We start from the raw sequence: 26,126 nt of genomic DNA on the forward strand, positions 1-26,126 counted from the left end.
GGGAGGATGTCAAATGAAGCCGATAGGTATCGATCCGCGGTTGGCAACCACGGCCGCGGATCGGCACATCCGCCCCGGGTGTTCGGACATCGCCCGGGAAGTCTTTGCCGACAGGCTTATTCCATTCGGCATTCGAGTGAATATTAATCGTCGGATGGGTCGAGCGAAGCGAAACCCATCGATGGCGGATTAGCCCTTCAGCGGCGCGAAACCCACCGACCCTTCGACTGGGCTCAGGACAGGTCCGAGGCGGCTCGGTGGGTTACGGCCTTGCGGCCTAACCCACCCTCTCAAAAATGAATGCCTTATTGAAAGCGATTTGGAAGTAGTTACCGGCTCTTCTCTACAGAAGACGATTTTTTCGGGTATCCGTATCGGCGTTTTGGAAGCCCTTATTATTGGCGACTCCGAGGCTTTGCCTTTGCCATCCGCCTGAGCTCGACCGGCGAGGTTCTGCCCTTTAACGATACCTTGTCGTAAACCTCGTCGAAGGCCTGCTTGCAGTACGGCAGCCGCTCGCGCAGCCGGTCGTAGTCCTTGTGATCGAACATGGCCCTGAAGTTCTTCCGGCTCAGCGTGGTTCTGGCATAGAGCGCCTGATACCCCCTGTGCTCCAGGACGAACTTTTCAAGCAGGGGCAAGGCATGGGCGTTGTCGAAACCCTCCTTTTGAGGCGTGCCGTACGCGCCGACGTCGACGTAAAGGTCGTCCGAAACGCCATCGTCGTCGCGAAAGGGATGTATGAACCCGAGTCCGCACTCGTTCTCACGGACCGCCATGGGTGAAAGCCAAAGCGGGTAGAGCCGGAAATGTTCGTCGAAGTACCGAATCGATTCCGCCAGGTATCGAATCGGCATCAGCATATCCTGGACGACGTGATGCCGTTCCCTGAGCCGCCGGGTGGTTTCCGTTTCCGTATACTTCAAGAGTTCGATCCGGGGCGGCAGCGCCCATCCGAGCAGCCATCTGAATACGGGATGATTGCCGAAGGAAATGATTTCTTCCATCGCCCAGAAATAACTTCGTGTATGGCGGTGGAAATAGTCTCTGAGCGGCACGTACTCGCAAGCTTCTTTCCGTGCCGTGAGGTAGCTTTCCGCGTGCTTGTAAAACCAGGGCTTGTACCAGCGCCCGATGGCGTTCACCGGTCCGTCGGCTCCCGCCTCGCCGGCCAGGCTGCCATATAGGATGACAGCCTGATCGCGGGTGTAGACCAGTCCCTCGACAAAGTCGTTCTTCTCGGTGTCCCGGCTCTCCGCTTCGAAAACGTCCACCATCTCGTCCAGCGAATAAACGGGCCGATAATGGAGCCGAACGTATTTTTGGGCCGGGATGATTTTCAGCTCGGCGGCGACCAGAAAGCCCAGCGTGCCGTGGCTCCACGGGATCAGGTCGTAAAGGTCCGCGTTCTCCGATGGGCTGCACCTGAGCAGCTTGCCTTCGGCGGTCACGATGTCGAAGGATGCGCAGATGTGCTGGATCAATCCGTATTTGTGGCTGCTGCTTTCCACGCCGAAACCCATGATCAGGCCGCCCACCGTCAGGTCGTCCAGTTCCGGGACGACGGGCAAGGTCCATCCGCGAGCCACCAGGGTTCTCGAAATCTGGCCCATCGTAGCCAGCGGCTCCACCCTGAGCAGACTGCGCTGTTCATCGATTTCGAGGATGTCGTACAGGCCGACGTCGATGTTCCTATGGGTCAGTTTGTATTTGGGCACGAGTTCGCTCATGGCTTTCCAGCCGGAGCGGGCGGTGCACAGCTTCTCCCGGCAACCGTCCCGCTTCCACGCCTCGATCTGCTCGATCACCCGCCGCACTTTTTGATCGTGCTTCGCGGGCGCACTCTTGAGGGCGAAAACGATTCGCTCGCGCGCCGACACATACGCGGCGTACAACGCCGAAACGGGCAAGAGGACGAGGGTCGCGAAGAGTCCGCGGTAATGGGTAAGCAGGTATTCGACAACACGGGACGTTCGATCGCCCGGTACTTTCACCGGAGCTTCTCCGGGTACGAACTTGGTCATAGCCCTACCTCGAATCAGGGTTCCGGGTCGTCCAGGATTTTTATCGCCCGAGTCGGGCAGTATTTTTCCGCCGCTCTCGCTTTCTCGATCAGTGCCGGCACGGGTCGTTCTTCGAGCACATCGAGGCGTCCGTTCTCGTCGACCAGAAAAATTTCCGGAGCTTCCGCCATGCAATGGGCATGTCCCTTACACAGATCCCGGTCGACCACGATCCGGAAACTCCCGGCGGCCGGTTCAGGGCGAATGCTTGCGGACTCTTCTCCGGCCACGTTCAGCCCCGTGCGGCGCCGCTTCCGATAGCGCACGAGACAAGGCGATCCGGGCTCGACCACCATCTTCCGGTAATCGTCGCGATAGCTTTCCGGGGAGCCGGCCAATTCGAACTCGTAGCGCCTGAGCAGCACGCAGAAGATGGCCTTGATTTGAAACAGGGCAAAGGCGTTGCCCGAGCATTTGTGACGCCCGCCGCCAAAAGCCTGCCAGCCGAACAGATCTCTGTCCTCGGCACGTTCCGGGGAGTAGCGGTCCGGATCGAACCGGTCGGGATCGGGGAACAACTCCGGGATTCTGTGGGTCACCGACGGCGCCGCGCAGACGAACTTACCGGCCTTGATGACATAATCCTTGACGTAAAAATCCTGCATCACCTTGCGCATCAGAATGATCAGCGGCGGATGCAGACGGAGGACTTCCTTGATGACGTTTTCGAGCTTTGGAAGCTGTCTCAGCGATTCGAAATCGACCGCGCCATCGGATCCGAACCGCTCCTCGATTTCCGCGACGACGGACCTCATATGCTCGGGGTGGCGGAGCAGTTCGATCAGCACCCAGGCGGTGGTTCCCGAACTGGTGTGATGGCCCGCGAACACGGCCGCGATCAGCATGCCGGTAATTTCGTGGGCGGTCAGCTTGCTGCCGTCCTCGTAGCTGGCGTCGATCAGCATCTGGAATACGTTGGTGCGGTTTTCCGCCTGTCGTGCGCGCTTCTCCATGATCTGGGACACCAGTTGCTGAAGCCTTGCGCGCGCCTTGTCGCGGCGGCGGAACACCGGCAGCGGCAAGTCCGGAAAAACATAGGCGATGGGCTGAATGCCCTGCTCCAGGTCGTGATAAATCCGCACGAATTCCCGGTTCAGCTCATACCTGAATTCGGCCCCGAGCAGGCAATGGCTGGACGTGTAAATCGTCAGCTCCTTGGTGAATTCGAGCAGATCGATCTCGCCGGAATCGCCCCAGCGATCGAGCAGAGTCTCGACCTCGTCGACGATGATGTCGGAATAGGTCCGCATGGGCTTATCCCGAAGTGCCGGCATCAGCATCAGCAACTGCTGATTTTTTCTGGCAATGGGCGCGTCGAATACCACGCCCTTCCCGAAAATCGGCGTCATGATCTTGTAGGCGGGTCCCTGGTCGAGTACCTCGTCGGGAGCGCGGTAGAACGCCTCGCTGGCTTCCGTGCCGGTCAGCAGAACCATGCTCTGGTGGAACAGCCTGAATTCGGCCACGTCCCCCAGTTGGCGGCGCAGCCGCATCATGAAAGCGTGCGGATTCTTGCCGAAACTGAAAATATGTCCCGCGAGAGGGAGCGCGCCCGAGAGTTTCGGGGGCTCTTTGAGTTGTCGTTCACCCATTGCCGATTTCTGTCCGATGGCGTTATCGTCCGATGGTGGAGTCCAAGACCGGTAGATCGCGCATTGTACGCCTTGCAAACCGAGAGAATCGCGTTGCGGCACATTTTGCTGCCCCGCGGCGTTGTTGCTCGCAATCCGCTGTAATCGCGCTGATGCAGGCCAACACGGTTCCACAGCCGATGCTCGCGCACGACGGGGACGAGACGGTTGCAGGCATCAGCGTAGGCCGGATTAATGACACGTTGGCGAACCTTGCGTACCCTCCCGACCCCTGTCAGCGGCAATGCAATCAACCACTTACCACGAGGCAAACGGACTACCCCGATCTATTCGCACACGCCGGATCTGATCCTCGGTTCCGATTTAGAGACATTGGCTGTCACCTTTCGGAACGGCGACTTGAGCTGCGACAGGTTGCTGTCCAGGATGGCGCCGGCCCGGGAGCGGGCGCCGTTGCCCACGGAGCGCATATCGCCGGCTTTAAGGCAGAACTCCCGCAGTATCAACACGTGCCGAGTAGCGTGGCCGGCCTGCTGTTCGCAGGTTGTGGCAGTTGCTGCTCGGCACGCGCGACCGCACTCAGCGATGCGCTGACAGCTGCAACCGCGCTGCTCGGCGCCAGCGTGCCGGTCGCAGTGACCGAGCTGATGGTATGGGTCTTCCGGTGAGCCGGGCCCCTAGGATGCCTGCCGCGTCTCGGCGACATCCGCATTCGGCATCGGCATGTCGACGGCGCTGAGGAACTCCTCGGCCCAGCGCTGATTGTCGTAGTACTGTACGACGTCGAACAGCTGCCGCAGCCGTGCGCGGGCCTCGGCACCTCCCATGTTCAGACCCAGGTAACAGGCCTGCACGAGGTCGTCCGGATCGTGCGGGTTGGTCAGGATCGCGCCTTTGAGTTCGGCGGCGGCGCCGGCGAACTCCGACAGCACCAACACGCCGCCTCCGTCAGTCAGGCCCTGCACCGTGATGAATTCCTTGGAGACCAGGTTAAGGCCGTCCCGCAAGGGTGTGATCCACATGACGTCGGTCATTGCGTAATAGGCGATCAGTTCCTCGAACGGCACCGCCCGGAAGAAGAACTGCACCGGCATCCAGCCGACACGCGAGAAGCGGCCGTTGATGCGACCGACCACCTGCTCGATCTGAGTCTGCAGGGTCCTGTAAATCGACATCTCGCGCGCTGCCGGCACGCAGATCGTGACCAGCGAGACCCCGCCCTGCAGCTCCGGGTGGGCTTCGAGCAGCTTCTCGAACGCCAGCAGCTTCTCGAGCGTACCCTTGGTGTAGTCGAGCCGCTCGACCGACAGCAGCACGCGCGTGCCTTCGAGTTCACGGCGCAGTTCCTCCATGCGCCGGCGGATGTCTTCGCGGCGCAAAATCCGTTCGATGCGGCCGACGTCGAGTCCGACCGGATGCGCGCCCATACGCACAACCCGGTTGCCGGCCTCGATACAGGTCGTGTACCGGTCAAGTCCGACGGCGCAGCCGTAAGTGAGAAAGCGCGGTGCCGCGGACGTTTCCTCGAGCGCGCGCATCGGCACCGTACCGCGTACGACGTCGACGAAATTCTCGACCTGGCGCGGGATGTGGAAGCCGACATAGTCGCACTGCAGCAGGCTGGCGATGATCTGTCGCCGCCACGGCACGACATTGAAGACATCGGCAGACGGGAAATAGGTGTGATGGAAGAAGGCGATCTTCAGATCCGGGCGCAGCTCGCGCAGCACCGCCGGCACCATCCACAGGTTGTAGTCGTGCAGCCACACCGTCGCGCCGTGCGCGGCGTCGCGCGCGACGCGCTCGGCAAACGACCGGTTCACGCGCAGAAACACCTGCCAGTGGTCTTCGCGGAAGCGCGTGCGCTCCCAGAACGTATGCAGCAGAGGCCAGAACGCTTCCTTCGAGAAGCTGCGGTAGAAGGTGTCGACTTCCTGCTTGGTCAGCGGTACGCGCGAGACGGTGAGATTCGGATAACGCCCTCCATCGACCTGCGTGTACTCCTCGAACGGCCCGCGCTTGGGATCGTTGACCGACCAGGCGACCCACGATCCGGTACGCCCGTCGTCGAAGAAGCTCATCAGCGTCGGGATGATGCCGTTCGGCGAGGACGGCCGACGCCGCTTGATCTCGCCCTTCTCGATGACTTCCTCGTAGGGCAGGCGGTGGTAGACGATCAACAGCTCCGATCGTCCGGGTTCGATTGCCGGCTGCGCGTGTTGCTGCATGCCTTGCACGCCGAGAAAGCCGAAATGCTCGATCGCCTCGAGCACGCCGCCGCAGCCTTCACGCGAAGCATGCAGTACGCGCGTGTTGTTTGCCGTGGCCTCCAGCAGGGGTCTTTCCGAGCGGCCGACGCAGACGCCTTTGAAACCCTGCTCGAACAAGGAGAGGTCATTGAGCGTATCCCCGGCGACGAATACGTCCTCCGGATCGATATCGAGCAGCTCGACCAGGCGCTTGAGGGTCGATCCCTTATTGACGCCGCGCGGCAGCACGTCGAGATAGCGGTTTGCCGAGTACAGCAGATCGCAGCCGAGCGCCTCCACCGCTTCGCGGAAGCGGTCGCTGATTGCATCGAATGTGCAGTAGAACGAGCAGCGCCGCTCCTGCGGCACATCCTGGCGTTCAACGCCTTCGTCGAGTGCGCCGAGCGCCTCGAGCACTGCCTGATCACCCGGCCAGGTCAAATCGATCTGCGATTGCAGCGGCTGGAGCGGCTGCTGGTTGGGGCCATCGACGATCGTTGCGCCGACGTCGCAGATGACGTAGTCCGGCATCGGCAGCGTCGGGTCCGACAGCAGCGGCAGAACCGACTCGCGGCCGCGGCCGGTCACGTAGATGAGGTGGATATCAGGGTGGGAATTTATCAGCTGGTACAGCCGCAGACGGTCTTCTGCGGACCCGGCTAGGAATGTACCGTCCAGATCGGTGGCGAGCAGCATGCGCGGTCTCCGGTTTAGAAAAGGGGAGCGCGCCGACATCAGCCGACGGGCGAAGCGGTGGGAGTATACCGCAAATCCGTTCAAATATTGCCCCTTATTGATTCAATCCTGTGCCTTTACGGCTCTGACAACAGCGTTTTCATGGTTTCTTAAGTGAATGAATTCATGCAGTTATGCGACATTGATCATTTATTGCCGATTGGTGGGTGAAGACGGAAACGGCAGTCGATATTGATGGAAAAGTCCGTCAAGGACGCGGGTGCGGCGACTGGCGCAAGCGCCCGCACACCGGTACCCTTGCCGCTCGACATCCACCATCAACGGGAAAACCTGTCTTGGAACCGACCGTCAGAGCCACCAGTGTCGTCCGGCACCCCACCGCGTCACGCGTGAAGACCGGGCCTTCGAGGCGCTCAGCCGCCGTTTGAATCGCTTGAGGATAATGTCTGACGACAACGAACGGGATCGAGTAACCGAGGTTTTGGAACATTTGCTTGATCCTCTTGACCGGATTTTCCCTTTGCCCGGCATGTGGCATGCTATCGCTTGCTATCTTTTTACACTGCTGGCATTTTGTGGTTTTGTTATTTCTTTGACGGATCAAAGAAATCGCCAGCGCGATGCTGACTTGGAGAGGGTACGTCGAGCGTCACATACACAGAATCGCGCCGCGTTAGGTTCGTTCAAAAACATCTCACTCCAAGGAGCCGAAATGTCTGCCTATCCCCGTGAAGAGTTGGAAGAAATGGTCGAACGTTGGCTTGCCGCCAATCGCCGAGCGGAGGAAGAAGGAGACTGGATCAGGCATCTCGGCGCAATGTATACCGAAAATGCCGAATACGGCTGGAATATGGGGCCCAACCGCGAGTTCATCGCCAAAGGGCGAAAGCAAATCGAGGACTGGGCACTCGGGGCGCACATGGAAGGATTCGAGAAATGGCGTTACCCTTATGAGAAGATCCTGATCGATGAGAAACAGGGCGAAGTGATCGGCATCTGGCGCCAGGTCGCTCCAGTGAAGAGGGAAGACGGCAGCGATTATGAAGTTGCCGGCATCGGCGGCTCCTGGTTCCGCTACGGCGGAGGCTATCAATGGTGCTGGCAGCGCGACTTCTTTGATCTCGGTAATGTCAGGGCGATGTTCATGGAACTGGCGGCCGATGGCAAGCTGGATGCTTCCGTAAAGCAGAGGTTGAGAAAATTGGCACTCGGGCAAGCGCTCCCCGGAGTCGTTCCCATTCGTCCAGGCCAAAACTTGGGCAAAAAACTGAAAGCGATGATCGCCATGGCTCGGACGGTGCTCCTTGGGGCTTAGCAAAAACAGGTCGAACAATTTCGTGAGGAGAACTGGACGTCAGTGCGACATTCTCGCACAATCAATATGTTGTAAAATGTTTTCCGTGCGCCATCGACGAGCGCCGGAAGGAGACAAGGTGGTCCTCGTACTTTGCCGGTCTACAATTGGTCTTAGGCAATGTTCGTGAAGCGTCAATGGAATGAAATCAACGCCGGGCATGCGCGCACCAGGACGCCCGAAGAAGCCAGCCGCGGCGCACTGCAGCATTTGCTCGGTCTGCAGCAGCCCGCCGGCGACTGGGAAGGGGAGATGGTCTGGTGCACCATGATTCTCGCCCAGGCCGTGATTGTGCGTGCAGTGGTGGCCCGCCCCTATAACGACGCGGAAAAAGCCCGCATCGTCCTTCATTTCGAGAACAGCCAGCTGGATGACGGTTCCTGGGGCATGCACCCCGAATCGCCGGGCTACGTCTTTTTCACCGCTCTCGGCTATGTGGCCCTTAGACTGCTCGGCGTTCCCGCCGGTTCGCCGATGTTGGTCATGGCGCGCCGTTGGCTGCATACCCATCCCGACGGCGTCAAAGGCATTCCCACCTGGGGAAAGTTCTGGCTGGCCATGCTGGATCTCTATGATTACGAAGGACTCAACGCCATCCCGCCCGAACTGTTCCTGCTACCGGAATGGTTGCCGATCCACCCGCGGCGTTACTATTGCCACACCCGTCAGATTTACCTCGGAATGGCCTTTCTTTGCGGCATGCGTTTTCGTGCAAAGCTGCCGGATACGCTCCGCGACGAATTGCGCAAGGAGCTTTACACCGAGCCGTACGAAACCGTCGATTTTGCCGTTTTGCGAGACACTCTCGCCGCAAGCGATGTTTATGTCCGCATCAGCCCGGTGCTGCGCCTGATTTACAAACTGCTGGCCGCGTATGAGCACCGTCATGGCGCGGCGCTGCGGAGCAAGGCACTCGAGCTGTGCTTCGACCGAATTCTTTACGAGCAACGGGTTACGCACTATCAGGGCATATCTCCCGTCAGCGGACTTCTGAACTGTCTTGCCATTTTCGCTCGCGAGCCGGAGCACCCGGATCTCCAGCCCAGCCTCGAAGGCGTCGAGGCCTGGCGCTGGGAAGATGAGGCGGAAGGCATCCGTTACGCGGGCGCTCGCTCCAATACCTGGGATACGGCGTTCGCCGTTCAAGCCCTGATCGAGGGGCCTGTGGCCGTCGAAGGTACGGCGGAAGCGCTCGATCGGGCTCATGAATTTCTCAAGAACGCGCAGATAGCCGAGGAACTACCGGACCTACCGGACTATGACACCGCCTGGCGCGATCCAGCACTCGGCGGCTGGTGTTTTTCGGACGGTCGGCACCGCTGGCCCGTGAGCGATTGCACTGCGGAAGCGCTGAGCGCTCTGCTCGCACTCTACGAACTCCCCACCCATTCCGTGGCGAATCCACTGGAACCCGAGCGCCTGCGCCAGGCGGTCAGCTTCATTCTGTCGCGTCAGAATACGGATGGCGGTTTCGGAACGTACGAACGCCGGCGCGGCGGCAAGCTGCTCGAATGGGTGAATCCGTCCGAAATGTTCGGCCAATGCATGACTGAGCTTTCCTATATCGAGTGCACGGGGTCGGCGCTTGCCGCTCTCGCGCATTATCGGAAACATCACCCCGATTTCCCCCGTGGAGAAATCGAGCGCTCGGTTCGCAAGTCCGTGGCTTTCCTGCGCCGGCACCAGCTTTCCGATGGATCCTATCCGGGGTTCTGGGGCATCAATTACACCTATGCTACCTATCATGCAACCAGAGGACTGCGAGCAGCCGGCGTGCCGGCCGCAGACCCGGCGCTTCAGGCGGCCGCGCGTTGGCTTGTACGGAAACAGCGGCCCGATGGCGGCTGGGGCGAGCACTATTCAAGCTGTCTTGAAGGCCGCTATATCGAGCACGCTAAAAGCCAGGTCGTCATGACGAGCTGGGCTCTGCTCGCGCTGCTCGATATCCTGCCACCCGCCAGCGAGCCGATCCGACGCGGATTCCAATGGCTGATGAACCGACAAATCGAGGACGGCAGCTGGCCGCGGCAGACGGTGAACGGTGTTTTCTTCGGTTCGGCGATGCTGGATTATCGTCTCTATCACACCTATTTCCCGACTTGGGCAATGGCCCGTTATGCGCGGCTGATGGCTCAACCATAGCCGCACATACGCCTTCAAAGCGCTTTTCGACTTTGGATCGGAAAATGCGCTTTTCCGATTCAGCCTGGGAACTCGCACCGGAAGTCAGCTAAAAGGCGTCCCGAAGTAGCCGGCTCGGCCCTGATGCCGAGTCACAACGACTCACCGATGGACCGGTGAAATTAAACATCCGAGGCTCGGCCCTCTTCGGCTGACCTCGCCACACTTTGGAAGGAAATTATGCAAGGCAGGTTTGTTGACCAGGGACATTTCGATGTGCTGATCGCGGGCGGTGGAGTCGCCGGAGCTGCCGCCGCAGCCGCGCTTTCACAGTTGCAATTGAACATCTTAATCATCGAACCCGACCCGGCTCATGGCCGACGCCTCGCCGGAGAGCTGATCCATCCGCCCGGCATCGAGGGTCTGTGCGACCTCGGCTTGCTGGACGACCGCTCGATGCCGGGTTCTGCTGTGAAGGGTTTCGCGATTTTCCCCTCCGAAAAAGACGATTCCATGGGCTCGGTGACCTTGTGCTACGGCAAAAAGCCCGGGATGCGTCATTTGGGTCGGGCGATCGAACACCGGGTACTTAAAAGTCATTTGCTCGAAAAGGTTCAGAACTTTCCCGGCGTCACCGCCTGGATAGGCGCACGGGTCATAGGGATGGAGAAAAATTCCGATGGGACGTTCACCGCGGTCGTGCGCCGGAACCAGGATGAAATCCGACTTTGCCCCCGGCTCATCCTCGGCGCCGACGGACCCATGTCCCGTGTGCGGAAGATGATCGGGATTCCCCATGAGACCCGCCGCTACTCGGGAATGATGGGTCTCGAAGTGGAAGACACCCATCTGCCCAACAACGGCTATGGCAATATCTTTTTGAATTCCGCCGGCGTCGCCTACGCCTATGCGATCGGGCAAGGCCGAGCGAGAGTCATGTTTGAAGTGCTCAAAGGCGCGGACTCAAATGAATCGATCAAGACTCACCTCAGCCTCTTTCCCCCGCTGTTCAAACTCGATATCGAACGTGTTCTGGCGACGCACAAACCTTTGGCGGCAGCCAACTTCTGCATCGTACCGAGCACCAGCATACAGGGGAACGCCGCGCTGGTCGGCGATGCGCGCGGTTGCTGCCATCCGCTGACCGCTTCGGGAATTACTGCCGCGGTCAAGGATGCATTGATCTTGCGGGATGCTCTCCGCGAGACCGATATCGACATAGCCGCCGCCCTGCGCCGATATTCCGGCCGTTGCGGCCGTCTGGAGCTAACTCGTCGCACCCTGGCTGAAGAGCTGCGCGAGGCGTTTCTGGCACGCACGCCGGAAGCCTTATTGCTCCGGGAATGCATATTCTCCTATTGGCGCACCAGCGACAAGGCGCGGATTCGCTCCATGGCACTGCTTTCTTCCGTCGACAGCAGTATTTTCTCCCTCGCCACTCAATACGGTACGGTAGCACTCCAGGCCTTCCGGCTGTTTCCCCGTTGGTTTGTCGAAAAAACCGTCACCGACTGGCACAGAGGAGTGCTAAGGCTGATACAGAAGAGCCTTGCCTTTCAATATGCGGCCATGCGCCAATGGCTTTACTGATCGAGAAGCCGGGCGAGCCGATAAATCAGGCTCGTAAAGACCTTCCGGGTATTTCGCCCACGGCCGGGCCCGATACCCGCTTTGACCTAGCTCACGCGGCGACCGTCGGAATACGAATCGTCCGCATCACACCACGACCGTTACTTCGATGTCGCCTTCCTTGCGCTCTACATTAATGCCCACATCGTGCGCATGGCGCGTCAAGGCTAGATCGATCACCCCGGCGTCGAAGCGCAGGTTGCTGATTCTCAGCCAGTTGAGATAATGCGGAAGTCGCGGATGATAAAACCTGATTTGCGGTGTTTCCGGCGAGAAACTCAGGCCGAGACACCCCTGCAAGAGCTGGAAGATTGCTCCGCTGGCCCAAGCCTGCGGAGAACAGGCGACCGGGTATAGCGTAGGTCCCTGACCGGGAAGCCTGGAGAACCCGCAGAAAAGCTCCGGCAATCGATGCAAGTCGAGGAAAACGGCAGCATCGAACAAGCCCGTCAGAATCTTCAGAGCTTTGTCCTTAAAACCGTACCGCGCGAGGCCCATGGCTGCTATGGCGGTATCGTGAGGCCACACGGAACCGTTGTGATAGGACATCGGGTTGTAGCGACACTGCCCTGCCGCGACCGTGCGGATCCCCCATCCGTTGAAGGAGTCGGTCGCTATGAGCGTATCGGCGGTGCGGCGCGCATATTCGGGATCCGCGATCCCGGTGAATAAGGCGTAGCCTGCGTTGGAAGCGCGCACCGCGCACGGGCGTTTGTCGCCATCGAGAGCAAGCGCGAAAGTATCCAGTTCGTCGAGCCAAAACGCTTCATTAAATCGTTTTTTGAGCGCTGCCGCTTGTTGCCGCAAGCGCTGACTCCACTCATCCCGGCCCAGCAAGTCGGCCAGCTCCGCCGCCAGCAGTTTTGCTTCATAAACGTACCCTTGAACCTCGCAAAGTGCGACCGGCGCCGCAGCGAGACTGCCGTCGGCGTGAAAAACCGAATCATTGGAATCCTTCCATCCCTGCTGGATCAATCCGTTTGTGCTATGGCGGGCATACTCGACAAAGCCATCGCCGTCCCAGTCGCCATGGCGATCGATCCAATTCAGTGCTCGTTCGATATGGGGCCATATCTGTTCCATGAGTGCCCGGTCACCGGTGCGGCGATAATAATGGCCGGCGAGAAGGACGAAGAGCGGCGTAGCGTCCACCGTGCCGTAGTAACGCTTGAATGGAATTTCCCCTAAGGCCGCCATTTCGCCGGATCGCGCTTCATGCAGAATCTTGCCGGGCTCGGCATCGCGTTCCGATTCTAGTGCCTCGGCCTGGGTAGCGGCGAGATAAGTGATTACGCCCTTCGCGAGCTGTGGCCGAATCCAAAGTGTCTGCATTGCGGTGATGATGCCATCACGGCCGAAAGGCGTACTGAACCACGGGACTCCGGCGTAGGGATACGGCCCGTGAGGCGTTTCCGTAACCAGCATATCGAGATCCGCGGCTGCCCGGTTGATCCAGTCGTTGAATTGCTCATTCGAAGTCACGATTTGGGCGACATTCGATCGGGACGCAACGATATTTGCCCCGAGCCGGTCTATGGCTTGGTAATAATTCCCCGGCGAAACATAAGCACCATCGCTGGAGCAGCATACCGAGACGTGCAAATGGCACTCGTCGCGTACCCCCAATCGAATCGCCGTGCTGCAGCCCTCGGCATTAAGCTGATCGGGCCGCCAATGGAAATGAATGTGCGTCCGGCGCATCTCGCCGTCCAGTCCGCGATAACCGAGTACCGCCGCATCTTTTTTCAGGTCCGGTGTCAGCAATGTGCCGCGAGCGGGCCTATGCACGCCGCGAACTTCGAAGATGTCTCGATAATCGGCGGCAAATCTGAACTCGACGTTCAGCAGGACCGTTCGATCACCGTAATTGACCAAGCGCAGATGCTCATGACGCGTTTGGCTCGCCAACACCACAGACCGGAACACATGCACGCTACCCATCGGAATGACAAGGACTTCACCCTCATAGAGATCGGGCATGGTCATGTCTACGGTAAGCAAGCTGTTGTCTTTCTTAATGGTGGAGTTGAGCAGCAGCGGGCGCTCCCCGTTGATTCTCAGCTCCAGGTGAGAAAGAAAGCGCGTCCCGCCATGGTAAAGCCCCTGCTCGCTCGAACTCGGCTGATAAATATCGCCATGGCGATCGAAGATGCCGAAAGTATCTTCGGCTTTTAGAACGCGAGACGGTTCATCGGTCCGCGGCGCGGTGGCAGCCACATACCACTGGTTTTCGTTGGAAGTACCCTCTTCCATGCATCACCCTTTTAGGATTTGAATTCTACATCGTCTGCTTGCTCAGCATGGGAACACGGTCAACGTCCTTCTCAATGAAGTCCATGCCGAATACCTTCAGTGTCGGATTGGCTTTCTGCTTACGTTTTTCAGCGAGTTGGCCATAGATTTGAATATAATCGCTGGCCATGCGGCGAGCGGAGAAGCGGCGTTCAAACGCCTCACGGCACGCTGCCCGGCTGATTTCGCCTATCCGTTCCACCGCCGCAACAGCCTGTTCGACACTCTCGACAATAAAACCAGTGCTTCCGTGCCGCATTACTTCCGGAACAGAGCCGTGACTGAAGGCAATCACCGGGGTACCGCAAGCCATAGCCTCGATCATCACGAGCCCGAAGGGCTCCGGCCAATCAATGGGAAACAGCAGGGCGCAGGCATTGCCGAGCAACTCGTCCTTCTCGCGTTCGTTGACTTCACCGATGAATTCGACCAAAGGGTGATCCAAAAGAGACTTGATGCCCTCGAAATATTCGCGGTCAGCCTTGTCGACCTTGGCCGCGACCTTGAGCGGCATGCCCGCGCGAACCGCGATTTCTATCGCCCGATCGACGCGCTTTTCCGGTGAGATCCGCCCCAGAAACGCCAGATAGGAGCCCGGCAGGGGCCGAAACGTGTATAAAGGCTCCGGCAGTCCGTGATAAACGGTGCCGACCCAGTTGCCCCAACTAACCGGCTTGCGCTGGAAATCGGAAATGGAAACCAGAGGCACATCCAGAAAGGCTTGAAGAAGGCTGCTTAGCTCTCTGATGTCCAAGCGTCCGTGCAAAGTCGTGACATGCGGGGTTGAACAATCCCGAAATACGGGGAAATGAAGGCAGCCGGTATGGAAATGGATGACATCGAATTCACCGGCCGACCTGCACACCCGATCCATCATCAACAGGTGGGGCAGTAACGGATCCAAGACTTCGTGGTCGAGACGCAGTGCTTTGGAAACGATCGGCTCGAGCCTGGCGTTTGTTTCCGAATCCGCACTCGCGAAGAGCGTAACATCATGTCCCGCGCCTACCAGCTCTTCGGTAAGATAATGTACGATACGTTCGGTACCGCCATATAGTTTCGGCGGCACGCTCTCATACAAAGGCGCTACCTGCGCGATTTTCATACTCCTCCTTTAGCGCCATCCACATTCGGGCTCGAAGCCTACTGGCAGACTGGACCCGCTGTTTGCGCTATTAGTTTTTGATCGGAACGAGGACTCAAAGGTTCACCATACTGATTCGCCCCCGAGACTCGACCCGCATGACGGCAAGGTCCAATCGGCGACGGCACCGAGGTTCGACTAATCGGTTCCATGGTTCCGAACGGCATACTTTCGACCGGCCGTCGGTACGCATCCCCCAGTTCGAATTGTCAATGCAGGCACTTGAGCTACATTTGAGGTGTTACGAATCGCTTTGCCGACCTCTTGCTCAGATTGGGAAAAATAACACCTATGCTCCATCATATAACTCGCGCCAAGCTAATCGTCTCCGTACTTACCGTCTTGCCTGTCTCGGTGTTCGCCGATGTATATAAGTGCTTGGATCAACAAAACAAGGTCTTGTACCAAGACAGACCATGCCAGAAATTGACTTCGGCTCAGCTGCCGCCCGGCCTGACCGAACGGGTGCCGCACGACGATAAACCGCCTTTCCTTTGGAAAGCCACTTCTGCGGGGGGCACGGTGTATCTGATGGGCGCGCTTCCTTATGGGGCGAACGCCGTGTATCCCCTCTCCGACACGATAACGGAAGCGCTCTCGGGAGCCGATGTGCTGGTCGTCGGGGCCGATTTGCGCGCCCTGACGCAAGCCGAGCTGCTTCCGATCGCGGCAAACCTCGGCACATACTCGGACAACTCCAAGCTGAGAGACCACGTCAAATCGGCTACCTGGGAACGGGTAGACAAAGCCATTAACGCTCTTGGGATCGCGGAGGATGCGATTCTTGCCCAGAAACCGTGGATGGCGGCACTGAGTTTGATGAACCGGGCTGCTAAGCAGGCAGGTTATACGCAAGAACTCAGCATCGACAAACGCTTGGTTAAGGACACACAGATGCAGAAACCAGTCCTTCAGCTGGACTCGGTCGAGGAGCAGGCGAAGCTGTTGGAGGGATTAACCGACAACGAACAAGAGCAATTATTATTGCAGTCGCTGACCGTGGTCGAACGAGGGGATGATTATTTCAAAACCTTGGCCGATGCCTGGATGAAGGGAGACACATCGACCGTCGAACAGATAACCCGGCGCCGCTTCGAGACCGTTCCGGAGTCGGACAAGATCTTCAAGCTCCTGTTGGTCGATCGAGGCGGGGCGATGGCCGAGAAAATCGCGGAGCTCGCAGCAGACGGCAGGACTTACTTCATAGTCTTGGAGGTCGGCTACCTGGTTGGTGAGCACGGCCTGCCGAATCTGCTGCGATCGAGAGGATTTGAGATCTCTCGACCTCGATTCGAATAAATCCCAATCAGTCTTCGGCCTGCGGCTTGACGTAAACATCGGCGAGTTCGCGCAACTGCGCCACAAAGGACGAAAATTCGCGTTGCGCGTTAGTCTTGACCAGGAACTGGCGCGCCGCCGTTTCCGCCTCCTTGGCCTCCTCCTGCGGAGCATCTTCCTTGACCGCGATGAGCTTGAAGACGGCTTGATCGCCGTTTTCGAGTTCTACCGTCGCGACCACCGGCTGCTCGGAAGCCGGCCGAGCCGCTTTGAACACGGCATTCCTTAGAACAGACGAAACGTCCTTTGCATCACGGCGCAGATTAGGCTCCTTGAAGACTGATACACCGTGCTTCTTGGCCAAATCCGTGAACGCAGCGCCTTGCTGTGCTTGGCGCATGAGATCGCCTGCGAGCTTGCTGGTTTCCTTACGAGCCTCCTCGGTCCGTAGCTTGGCGACGATGTCCTCCTTTACTTCTGCCAGCGGCTTATCGGAAGCCGGTTGATGATCTTTCACTCGCAAGACGATCGCTGTATCGCTGCCCAACTCCACCGGGTCGCTGTTGCGGCCGTTCATCACGTCCTCGCTGAACGCGGCCGCTCTTATGGCGGGTTCGGCGGCAATACCTTCGCCCTCATCCCGCGTGAAGTATCCGGTGCTTTCGATTTTGCGATTGAGGGCTTTGGCGGCGGGCTCGAGACTGTCCGGATGCTCATAGCTGTACTCCGTCAGCGTTTGCCCATCTTCGTAGAATTTGTTTTCGGCCTCGTTACGCTGGAAGGTCGTCCGGAGTTCGCCTTTAACTTCGTCGAACGATTTGACTTTTGCCGGGAACACTTCGGTTACCTTGATGAGGTGATAGCCGAACGAGGTTTTCACAGGCTCGGATAGTTCGCCCTCCCGGAGAGCGAATGCCGCGTCCGCAAAATTCTGCTCCATCCCGCCCTTTGTAATGAAGTCCAGATCGCCGCCTTTCTGGGCGGAAACCGGATCATCCGAAGTTTCTTTCGCGACCTTGGCGAAATCTTCGCCCTTGGCCAGACGATCCTGAATCTTTTTAATCTTGGTCAAAGCCGTCTGCTCCGCCGCTTCGCCGTCTTGCGAATCGGCTACGACGAGAATATGGCTGACCTTTCGCCGTTCCTCGGTGGTAAAATTTGCCTTCTGTTCTTCGTACAGATTGTGCAAATCCTCGTCGGTAACGTCTATCTCTTTTGCGATATCGTCAAGGCGAACGGCAATGTACTCGACCGAGATCCGTTCCGGGTCCCGATAAGCAGCAAGATTCTTCCGATAGTAGTCTTCGATCTCCGCATCGGAAACGGGGCTATTCGATGTCTTCAGCGGGATTCTGAGATATTCGAACTCACGCTCCTGGTTTCTGAGTCGAAATAGCGTTGCAAGTTGATTGGGTGTCACAAACGCACTGTCAAGCAATCCGCGCTGGTACTGCTCCATCAACAAAGCTCTTCTGACCTGTGTGGCGAATTGGGCAGAACTCAAGCCCTGAGATGAAAGCATGATCTTGTACTTTTCCATGTCAAACCTGCCTTCGGTCTGAAAATAAGGCAGCGTTTGGATGAAGTCGCGAACCGCGTTATCGGTTACAGCCAGTTTTTTGGCTTCCGCGCTTTGAGCAATGACCTCGTTTCGAATCAGTCGTTCCAAAGCTTCCTGCTTGAGTTCCTTTTCGTCGACATCGACCACGCCAACCTGGTTCGCAAGACTCTGTTGATAAGCCTGGGTCACTTCACGCTCAAAAATGTCCCTGTCGCCAACGACGGCCAGCGGCTGCTCCTTTCCGGAATCCAGGTAATTCTGAATTCCCCATAGAGCGAATGGCACACCGACAAGAATCAACATCACCCAGGCAAAAATGCCTTGGGCACGATCACGAATCGCTTGAAGCATATGCAGGACCTGAAATGGCTTTAACAGCTCTCATTGAACGAAATGACGGGCAATTCTCCCTGCCCCAAAAAAAAACCCGCTGCCTAAGGCCGCGGGTTTTTAAAATTGGCGGAGCGGACGGGGCTCGAACCCGCGACCCCCGGCGTGACAGGCCGGTATTCTGACCAACTGAACTACCGCTCCAATTTCTGGTGGGTGCTGTAGGGATCGAACCTACGACCCTCGCCTTGTAAGGGCGATGCTCTCCCAGCTGAGCTAAGCACCCGAAAGAGTCGACTAGCTTACAGCATCTTTGAGCGCTTTACCAGCCTTAAATGAGGGAATTTTTGCAGCTTTGATCGTGATCGTGTTTCCCGTCTGCGGATTACGGCCTTGACGCTCAGCACGCTCTTTAACCCCGAAGGAACCAAAACCCACCAATGAAACGGTCTCGCCGTTCCTTAAAGCTGCCGTAATAGCGTCGATCATGCCGTCTAGTGCGCGCCCGGCATCCGCCTTCGTCAGGTCTGCCGACTTGGCGATCGCATCGATTAGTTCCGCTTTATTCATTCTTTCCCCCGTTGGTCGATGAAGTTGAATCTAAGTTCATCACATTGCCGCACGTCTTCGTCTTTCCCTATCTGCAATTGGCCACGCTTGAACTTGCCGGCGAAATGTAGCAGTAGACAAAAAGCACTGTCAAGCCGCACAGCGTCTGGGATTCAGCAGATTTTGCCGATCCATGGCGTTTCTCCAAATACACAGAGCGACTTTTCGGAATACGGATTAGTGAGCAACTATCATGCCTGCAGGACTCGCTGACTTGGTCACACCCTCGGATTCGGACGCAACCGGTGGTTTCAACGGCTCCGGCATGTGTTTTAGTGCGGTCTCGAGAACTTGATCGATAGTACGAACCGGCACGATCTTGAGATCCTGCTTGATATTCTTCGGAATTTCAGTCAAATCCTTCTCGTTTTCCTCAGGGATCAAGACCGTCGAAATGCCGCCCCGATGAGCCGCCAATAGTTTCTCTTTCAAGCCTCCGATAGGCAAAACCTCTCCGCGAAGCGTAATTTCTCCCGTCATAGCAACGTCCGATCTCACCGCGATCCGGGTCAATGCGGAAACCAACGCCGTGCACATACCGATACCGGCACTAGGGCCGTCTTTGGGCGTCGCCCCTTCCGGCACGTGAATGTGCACGTCGTGCTTTTGATAAAACGCGGGATCGATTCCGAGCGTTTCCGCTCGGCTGCGGGCAACCGTAACCGCGGTTTGGATGGACTCCTGCATGACCTCGCCGAGTTTTCCGGTATAAGTTTGTTTGCCTGTTCCGGGCATGACCACGGATTCGATGGTAAGAAGCTCGCCTCCCACTTCGGTCCAGGCCAGACCGGTTACCTGGCCGATCTGATCCGTCTCCTCCGCGCGTCCATAGCGATAGCGCCTGACGCCCAAGTAATCGTCCACGTTGCGATGGGTCACATTCACTTTCTTGGTGCTCGGTTTAAGCACAAGGTTCTTTACGACCTTCCGGCAAATCTTGGCGATTTCGCGCTCCAGGCTACGCACACCGGCCTCTCGAGTATAAAACCGGATGATGTCACGGACCGCGGACTCGGTGATATGGATCTCGCTGTCCTTGAGGCCGTTATTCTTGACTTGCTTCGGGATCAAATAGCGCATGGCGATATTGACCTTTTCGTCCTCCGTGTAACCCGCTATACGAATGACTTCCATGCGGTCCAGCAGCGGCGACGGGATATTTAGGGTGTTTGCCGTGGCGATGAACATCACCTCGGACAGATCGAAATCGACCTCCAGGTAGTGATCGTTAAAGGTGTGGTTCTGTTCGGGATCCAACACCTCCAGCAGCGCAGCGGCGGGGTCGCCGCGGAAATCCATCGCCATCTTGTCGATTTCGTCGAGCATGAATATCGGATTGCGAGTCTTCACTTTCGAGAGGTTTTGCAGAATTTTACCGGGCATAGAACCGATGTAAGTTCTGCGGTGACCGCGAATTTCGGCCTCGTCACGCACTCCGCCCAAGGCCATGCGAACGTACTTGCGGTTGGTCGCTCGGGCAATCGACTGACCGAGCGAGGTCTTGCCCACGCCGGGAGGCCCGACCAAGCACAAAATCGGGCCTTTCAGTTTCTTGACACGCTGCTGAACCGCCAGATACTCCAGAATACGCTCTTTGACCTTCTCCAAACCGTAGTGCTCGGTCTCCAGGACTTCTTCGGCACGCTGCAGGTCATGGCTGATCTTCGTGCGCTTCTTCCATGGCATGTTTACCATCCAGTCGACGTAATTCCTGACCACCGTTGCCTCCGCAGACATCGGCGACATCAACTTGAGCTTGTTCAATTCCGTTTCGGCCTTGGTACGAGCCGCCTCGGGCATTCCAGCCTTTTCGATCTTGCGCGACAGTTCCTCGAATTCGTTCGGGACGTCTTCCATTTCACCCAATTCCTTCTGGATGGCCTTCATTTGTTCGTTCAAATAATACTCGCGCTGATTCTTCTCCATCTGTTGCTTGACTCGTCCGCGGATACGCTTCTCCATCTCCAGCATATCCACTTCGCCTTCCATCAGCGTCATCAGTCGCTCCAATCGGCCCGTCACATCGCTCATTTCCAAAATAGACTGTTTGTCCTCGATCTTTATGGTCATGTGTGCCGCGATGGTATCCGCCAGTCGGCTCGGGTCGTCGATACCTGCAAGGGAATTCAAGACTTCCGGCGGTATCCGCTTATTCAGCTTAACGTAATGATCGAAGGTGTTGATGGCGGTGCGCATCAGCACATCAACCTCTTGGTCCGGAATGTTGACTTCATCCCGCCGCGGTGAAACCAGAGCCACGTAGTGTTTGTCGGCAACCCGATAATTGTCGACCCTGCAACGCTCACTACCCTCGACGAGCACTTTTACGGTGCCATCGGGAAGCTTCAGCAACTGTAGAATGTTCGAAAGTGTGCCGATTTCGTACAGATCCTCAAAGCTCGGATCATCCAGCTCGGCCTCTTTCTGCGCCACCAGCAGGATTTGCTTGTTGTCCCGCATGGCGCTATCCAATGCCAAGATAGACTTCTCCCGGCCTACGAAAAGCGGTATGACCATATGCGGATAGACTACGACATCCCGCAAGGGAAGCACCGGCACCACTTTTTCGGACTTTGCACGATTTTCAAGCGAGGTATTTTCCATTAGCCACCCGTGGATATTGAATTGAGTACGCGTTGTTACTGAGTATATAGGTAAGCTTCGGGCAAAAAACAAGACTAAGCCCGAGAAAATCGGAAACTATATTGATTTAGCGAAAACTTTAGACGAGCAGATGGGCAAGAGTTCAGCGTTCCGGTCGAGATCGGTACGAAAAAATACTTAGATACGAACGCGGCCCCGAGATTCCCCTGACCGAATTCTTTGAGAAAGCTCTGATAAATTCTCCAATTCGGAGAGGCGACCTGTGCAACTAATTGATCCAACAGGCCCTCACCCAACCCAATCACTCCGCACATTCCCTGTGCGGAGCCGCAAGCGGCGCTCACGCGTGCGAATCGGCCTCGCGTGCGATGCTGTCGCGCTTCGCTCGCGAGGCCGGGGCGGCCCATCACTGGCCTGCCCGCTCGTCGCGTCGCGCCCTGCCGTTTTGTCCCGGAGAAGGGAGAGGGTTTATTCAGAGTTTCCTTAACTGCCTGTATCGATGGCTACACGCGCAGCTGCGGCACCTGCGAACGACAGCTTAGAATCGATCAATTATGCAAGGGGAATTTGCGCTGATGGGCAGAAAAGCAAAAATAAAGGCTGACGCCTCGAACCAGGACTCACTCAAAATGCCCCGTCCTGCGGCAAAATGGAATCTAAAGGTCGTGGGGAGGCCGCGATCCGAGACCAAACATCGCAATCCGCTTGCGGACCGCTGATCAAGCATGGAAACGCCGCCACAAGGACATCCCTGTATACCACTATCGATGCCCACTCATCGAAAAGCATCGATAGCATTCGAGAATTTTTCTAATCGACTGAGGCGCAGTGCTTTTCTTCCGTCTGATAAATCAGATATGGGTCGGCCTCGCCGCGAATGACCTTTTCATCGATGACGACCTTGGAAACAAGTTCGGCAGAAGGCAGTTCGTACATCGTATCCAACAACACATGTTCGAGAATCGTCCGCAGACCTCGCGCACCGGTCTTCCGTTCCATCGCTCTCCGCGCGATAACCCTCAACGCATCCTCGCGAATTTCCAGATCGCAACCTTCCATCTCGAACAATTTTTTGTATTGTTTGATCAGGGCGTTCTTAGGCTCGGTCAAAATTTGGACCAACGCGTGCTCATCCAACTCGTCGAGGGTCGCAACCACAGGCAAGCGACCGACAAATTCCGGGATTAGACCGTATTTGATAAGGTCTTCCGCTTCAACGTCAACCAAAACCTCGCCGACATTGCGGCGCTCGTCCATCGTTTTGACCTCGGCCGAAAAGCCGATGCCACCCTTTTCGGAACGGGCGCGAATGATTTTTTCCAATCCGGCGAACGCACCGCCGCAGATAAACAAAATATTCGCGGTGTTGACCTGCAAGAATTCCTGTTGAGGATGCTTGCGTCCTCCCTGTGGCGGCACCGAGGCTATCGTACCTTCGATCAGTTTCAGGAGAGCTTGCTGGACACCTTCACCGGATACATCCCGAGTAATGGACGGATTGTCGGATTTACGGGAAATTTTATCGATTTCATCGATATAGACGATGCCGGACTCGGCCTTCTCTACATCGTAATCACATTTCTGCAGGATCTTCTGGATGATGTTTTCGACATCTTCCCCGACATAACCGGCCTCGGTGAGCGTTGTCGCATCGGCGATGGTAAACGGCACGTCCAACAACCGGGCGAGCGTCTCGGCCAGCAAGGTCTTTCCCGATCCCGTCGGCCCAATCAAGAGAATATTGCTCTTGGCCAACTCGACATCGTTCTTCTTCAGATGGTTCTGTATCCGAAGACGCTTATAATGGTTGTAGACCGCGACCGATAAAATCCTTTTGGCTTTCTCCTGGCCAATAACATATTCGTCGAGGACCGTCTTGATCTCTTTAGGCTTGGGCAACTTGTCTACACTAGCGGCAACATTTTCCTGAAGCTCTTCGCGAATGATATCGTTGCACAGCTCGACACATTCGTCACAGACGAACACAGCCGGGCCCGCAATGAGCTTTCTAACCTCATGCTGACTTTTCCCGCAAAACGAGCAGTAAAGAAGTTTCCCGCCCCCGTCTTTGCCGTGCTTATCATCACTCATCGCAAACCTCTTATTCGTCAGATGACCGTTGTAGCAACCTTCGCGAACCTACCGCTACCGACATAAGCCCGCCAGCCCTTCGAGTTCGCTTCCAATTCGTTCAGCCGCTAGAACCCGGCTCTCGACTAGCGAGAACCTTGTCGATTAGACCATATTGCACTGCGTCTTCTCCACTCATGAAATTGTCCCGATCGGTGTCGACCTGAATTCTTTCCAAAGGCTGGCCGGTATGCTTTGACAAAATCCGATTCAGTCTGTCTCGGGTCGCGAGAATTTCGCGTGCGTGAATGTCGATATCGCTGGCCTGACCTTGGAATCCGCCCAGAGGCTGATGGATCATGACCCTGGAATGAGGCAGGCAATACCTCTTTCCGGCTGCGCCGCCCGCCAGCAACAACGCGCCCATGCTGGCGGCCTGGCCGATGCACATGGTACTGACGTCGGGCTTGATGAACTGCATGGTATCGTAAATCGCCAATCCGGACGTAACTATGCCCCCCGGAGAATTGATATAAAGATGTATATCCTTGTCCGGGTTTTCCGATTCCAGGAAAAGAAGTTGAGCGATGATCAGGTTGGCCATGTAGTCCTCGACCTGACCAACCACAAAAACGATTCTCTCCTTCAGCAAGCGGGAATAGATATCGAACGCCCGCTCGCCCCGGGCAGACTGTTCGATGACCACGGGCACCAAGCCTGTGGCCCGAGTTTGGACGGTTTTCTCAAAATCGCCGGTATACATCATGAAGTCTCTTCGATTAAATTTACGCCGCCTGTGAGGAACTGCCGGTATCCGGTTGCATCAGTTCCTGGAATGCGATTTTTTCCTCGGTCACTTTGGCTTTGTCCAGCACCAAGTCTACAACCTGATCCTCCATCACCACGTTTTCCACCTCGCGAAGCCGTTCCGGCTCGGCATAGTACCAGCGCACCACGTCTTCCGGGCTCTCGTAACTCGTGGCCAGTTCCTCGACGGTCGAACGCACCCGCTTTTGATCCACTACCAGATTATTAGTTTCAATAATCTTTCCGAGGATCAGCGCCAAAGCAACTCTTCGCCGCGCCATCGGCTCGAACTTTTCCTTCATTTTAGCTTCATCGAAATCCTGCCGCCTTTTCTCGGCCATCTCCCGGTAAGGCTTCAGTAAATGGTTCAGTTCATCCTGGATCAAGGCATTGGGCAATGCAATCGTGTTCTTTGCGAACAGGGTGTCCATCACCGAGGTTTTGCTTTTCGTCTGCAGTGCCCGTTTCATCTCGCGCTCCATGTTGGCTCGAATATCGGTGCGAAAAGCTTCCACGCCGCCTTCTTCGATGCCGTAGGATTTCGCGAATTCCTCGTTCACTTCCGGCAGTAGGCTTTCCTCGACTTTCAGCGGCTCGACGGCAAACCGCGCCATGTTCCCGGCGAGCTTTTCGTTAGGGTAGTCCGTCGGAAACGATAATTCGAATTCCAACACCGATCCGGCGGTAGATCCCACCAATTTTTCTTCGAATCCGGGAATCATCTGGTTGGTGCCCAGCACAACGGGCAGATTTTCGACTTTTCCGTCGGTGAAAGACTCTTCGCCGATCTTGCCCTCGAAGGAAATCGTGACACGATCTCCCGTCGCCGCCGCACGCTCGACTTCCTGCCAGGTTTTTCGCTGCTCGCGGAGGCGTTCGATCATTCCATCGACATCCTCTTCCGTCACTTCCGAAACGAACCGCTTGACCTCGAGAGTCTCCAGCGGCATCAGTACGAATTCCGGCATCACTTCGAAGCTCGCTTCATACTCCAGTCCGCTGCCCTCATCAATCTTGCGAGCAGTGATCTGCGGTACACCGGCAGGTCTCAGCTTCTCTTCCCGCACGGCTTCATAGAAGCTCGACTGGATCAAATCCGAAAGCACTTCCTCCCGAACCTGCTGTCCGTAACGTTTTTTTACCAAAGTTTGAGGTACCTTGCCGGGACGGAATCCGTCGATTTTGATCTGGTTCGCCAACGACCTCAGACGTGTAGCAATTTTCTCCTGGATCTCCTCCTCCGGCACCTGCACGGTCAATTTCCGGCTCAATTCAGACGTCGTTTCGACAGAAACTTGCATGTCGCTGTTACCTCAAAGAATGGAAAAAAGTATCGGAGGGACTGGCCCGAAAAGCACAATCGCCAAAATTGTTGGCTACTGCGCCGAACTCTGATATCCGCACTCGGATAAAATTGCTTGGAAGCCTGGCTTCTTGGTGCTTACTGAACATTTGGTGCGAATGGAGAGACTCGAACTCTCAAGGGTTGCCCCACTGGAACCTAAATCCAGCGCGTCTACCAATTTCGCCACATTCGCACATAAAAACTGCCTGGATTATACTCCGTTTCGAGCGAATTTTCCGGCCCCGGTCCGACGTCCTTTCAAGATTCGATCCAAAAATACAGCCTGCCGCTGGAGTGCAATTTTCGTATTATAAGACGCGCGATTTTTTTTTCATCTGTTCGTTCTATCGAGGCGCGGAGTCTCGCTGTTTTTTTGCGTTTT

General features: G+C 56.8%; 16 protein-coding genes and 3 tRNA genes. 5 read left to right on the forward strand and 14 right to left on the reverse strand.

What is annotated here, in order from left to right:
• Window positions 1–395 precede the first annotated feature (395 nt).
• A complete protein-coding gene (locus tag sS8_RS12495; protein ID WP_119629916.1) occupies window positions 396–2,024 on the reverse strand; it encodes an FAD-binding oxidoreductase in 1,629 nt (542 codons plus the stop codon).
• A 14-nt stretch (window positions 2,025–2,038) separates the two neighbouring features.
• Entirely contained in the window at window positions 2,039–3,655 is a 1,617-nt protein-coding gene (locus sS8_RS12500) for a cytochrome P450 (protein ID WP_119629917.1), read from the reverse strand.
• 521 nt (window positions 3,656–4,176) lie between these two features.
• Between sS8_RS12500 and sS8_RS29180 the strand changes: the two genes are divergently transcribed.
• Window positions 4,177–4,323: a hypothetical protein gene (locus tag sS8_RS29180; protein WP_232020623.1), complete on the forward strand. Its 147-nt coding sequence runs from the start codon at window positions 4,177–4,179 to the stop codon at window positions 4,321–4,323.
• A 9-nt stretch (window positions 4,324–4,332) separates the two neighbouring features.
• On the opposite strand, the gene ggpS is transcribed toward sS8_RS29180, so the two are convergent.
• Window positions 4,333–6,600: a glucosylglycerol-phosphate synthase gene (ggpS, locus tag sS8_RS12510; protein WP_119629918.1), complete on the reverse strand. Its 2,268-nt coding sequence runs from the start codon at window positions 6,598–6,600 to the stop codon at window positions 4,333–4,335.
• Window positions 6,601–7,042: 442 nt separating this feature from the next.
• On the opposite strand from ggpS, the gene sS8_RS12515 reads away from it, so the two are divergent.
• The 3 genes from sS8_RS12515 (at window position 7,043) to sS8_RS12525 (ending at window position 11,665) form a co-directional block, all read left to right on the forward strand.
• Entirely contained in the window at window positions 7,043–7,915 is an 873-nt protein-coding gene (locus sS8_RS12515) for a hypothetical protein (protein ID WP_232020624.1), read from the forward strand.
• Between the two features lie 165 nt (window positions 7,916–8,080).
• Window positions 8,081–10,096 (forward strand): 2,3-oxidosqualene cyclase, encoded by a 2,016-nt coding sequence (locus tag sS8_RS12520; protein ID WP_232020625.1) that lies wholly within the window; start codon window positions 8,081–8,083, stop codon window positions 10,094–10,096.
• Window positions 10,097–10,315: 219 nt separating this feature from the next.
• Window positions 10,316–11,665, forward strand: coding sequence for an FAD-dependent oxidoreductase (locus sS8_RS12525; protein WP_119629921.1), 1,350 nt, complete (start codon window positions 10,316–10,318; stop codon window positions 11,663–11,665).
• A 126-nt stretch (window positions 11,666–11,791) separates the two neighbouring features.
• On the opposite strand, the gene sS8_RS12530 is transcribed toward sS8_RS12525, so the two are convergent.
• Entirely contained in the window at window positions 11,792–13,957 is a 2,166-nt protein-coding gene (locus sS8_RS12530; protein ID WP_119629922.1) for an amylo-alpha-1,6-glucosidase, read from the reverse strand.
• Window positions 13,958–13,982: 25 nt separating this feature from the next.
• A complete protein-coding gene (locus tag sS8_RS12535; RefSeq protein WP_119629923.1) occupies window positions 13,983–15,101 on the reverse strand; it encodes a glycosyltransferase family 4 protein in 1,119 nt (372 codons plus the stop codon).
• A gap of 465 nt (window positions 15,102–15,566) precedes the next feature.
• Between sS8_RS12535 and sS8_RS12540 the strand changes: the two genes are divergently transcribed.
• The gene (locus sS8_RS12540) at window positions 15,567–16,439 is read left to right on the forward strand and encodes a TraB/GumN family protein (RefSeq protein ID WP_170161067.1); all 873 of its coding nucleotides are present in this window, start codon (window positions 15,567–15,569) and stop codon (window positions 16,437–16,439) included.
• A 7-nt stretch (window positions 16,440–16,446) separates the two neighbouring features.
• Here sS8_RS12540 and sS8_RS12545 read toward each other — a convergent pair whose 3' ends face one another.
• The 9 genes from sS8_RS12545 to sS8_RS12585 form a co-directional block, all read right to left on the reverse strand.
• Window positions 16,447–18,330, reverse strand: coding sequence for a SurA N-terminal domain-containing protein (locus tag sS8_RS12545; protein ID WP_119629925.1), 1,884 nt, complete (start codon window positions 18,328–18,330; stop codon window positions 16,447–16,449).
• A 106-nt stretch (window positions 18,331–18,436) separates the two neighbouring features.
• Window positions 18,437–18,513: transfer RNA gene (locus sS8_RS12550), tRNA-Asp, on the reverse strand.
• A 6-nt stretch (window positions 18,514–18,519) separates the two neighbouring features.
• Window positions 18,520–18,595: transfer RNA gene (locus sS8_RS12555), tRNA-Val, on the reverse strand.
• Window positions 18,596–18,606: 11 nt separating this feature from the next.
• Window positions 18,607–18,879, reverse strand: coding sequence for an HU family DNA-binding protein (locus sS8_RS12560; protein ID WP_119629926.1), 273 nt, complete (start codon window positions 18,877–18,879; stop codon window positions 18,607–18,609).
• A gap of 216 nt (window positions 18,880–19,095) precedes the next feature.
• Complete coding sequence (lon, locus tag sS8_RS12565) at window positions 19,096–21,522, reverse strand: endopeptidase La (protein ID WP_119629927.1); 2,427 nt, start codon at window positions 21,520–21,522, stop codon at window positions 19,096–19,098.
• A gap of 810 nt (window positions 21,523–22,332) precedes the next feature.
• Window positions 22,333–23,613, reverse strand: a complete 1,281-nt coding sequence (gene clpX, locus sS8_RS12570; protein ID WP_119629928.1) for an ATP-dependent Clp protease ATP-binding subunit ClpX — start codon at window positions 23,611–23,613, stop codon at window positions 22,333–22,335.
• Between the two features lie 100 nt (window positions 23,614–23,713).
• Window positions 23,714–24,358 carry an ATP-dependent Clp endopeptidase proteolytic subunit ClpP gene (gene clpP / locus sS8_RS12575; protein ID WP_119629929.1) on the reverse strand — a complete coding sequence of 215 codons (645 nt, stop codon included), beginning with the start codon at window positions 24,356–24,358 and terminating at the stop codon, window positions 23,714–23,716.
• Window positions 24,359–24,377: 19 nt separating this feature from the next.
• On the reverse strand, window positions 24,378–25,700 hold the full coding sequence (gene tig, locus sS8_RS12580; protein WP_119629930.1) for a trigger factor: 1,323 nt from the start codon (window positions 25,698–25,700) through the stop codon (window positions 24,378–24,380).
• Between the two features lie 152 nt (window positions 25,701–25,852).
• Window positions 25,853–25,937: transfer RNA gene (locus tag sS8_RS12585), tRNA-Leu, on the reverse strand.
• Window positions 25,938–26,126: the final 189 nt, after the last annotated feature.

It is taken from the genome of Methylocaldum marinum (assembly GCF_003584645.1).
Lineage (GTDB): Bacteria > Pseudomonadota > Gammaproteobacteria > Methylococcales > Methylococcaceae > Methylocaldum > Methylocaldum marinum.

Bases quoted from the DNA above. Each gene is read 5' to 3' on its own strand.
- sS8_RS12560 (WP_119629926.1), bottom strand. From the start codon at position 18,879: ATGAATAAAGCGGAACTAATCGATGCGATCGCCAAGTCGGCAGACCTG.
- sS8_RS12545 (WP_119629925.1), bottom strand. From the start codon at position 18,330: ATGCTTCAAGCGATTCGTGATCGTGCCCAAGGCATTTTTGCCTGGGTG.
- sS8_RS12525 (WP_119629921.1), top strand. From the start codon at position 10,316: ATGCAAGGCAGGTTTGTTGACCAGGGACATTTCGATGTGCTGATCGCG.
- sS8_RS12515 (WP_232020624.1), top strand. From the start codon at position 7,043: ATGTCTGACGACAACGAACGGGATCGAGTAACCGAGGTTTTGGAACAT.
- ggpS (WP_119629918.1), bottom strand. From the start codon at position 6,600: ATGCTGCTCGCCACCGATCTGGACGGTACATTCCTAGCCGGGTCCGCA.
- lon (WP_119629927.1), bottom strand. From the start codon at position 21,522: ATGGAAAATACCTCGCTTGAAAATCGTGCAAAGTCCGAAAAAGTGGTG.
- tig (WP_119629930.1), bottom strand. From the start codon at position 25,700: ATGCAAGTTTCTGTCGAAACGACGTCTGAATTGAGCCGGAAATTGACC.
- sS8_RS12530 (WP_119629922.1), bottom strand. From the start codon at position 13,957: ATGGAAGAGGGTACTTCCAACGAAAACCAGTGGTATGTGGCTGCCACC.
- sS8_RS12500 (WP_119629917.1), bottom strand. From the start codon at position 3,655: ATGGGTGAACGACAACTCAAAGAGCCCCCGAAACTCTCGGGCGCGCTC.
- sS8_RS12495 (WP_119629916.1), bottom strand. From the start codon at position 2,024: ATGACCAAGTTCGTACCCGGAGAAGCTCCGGTGAAAGTACCGGGCGAT.
- clpP (WP_119629929.1), bottom strand. From the start codon at position 24,358: ATGATGTATACCGGCGATTTTGAGAAAACCGTCCAAACTCGGGCCACA.
- sS8_RS12535 (WP_119629923.1), bottom strand. From the start codon at position 15,101: ATGAAAATCGCGCAGGTAGCGCCTTTGTATGAGAGCGTGCCGCCGAAA.
- clpX (WP_119629928.1), bottom strand. From the start codon at position 23,613: ATGAGTGATGATAAGCACGGCAAAGACGGGGGCGGGAAACTTCTTTAC.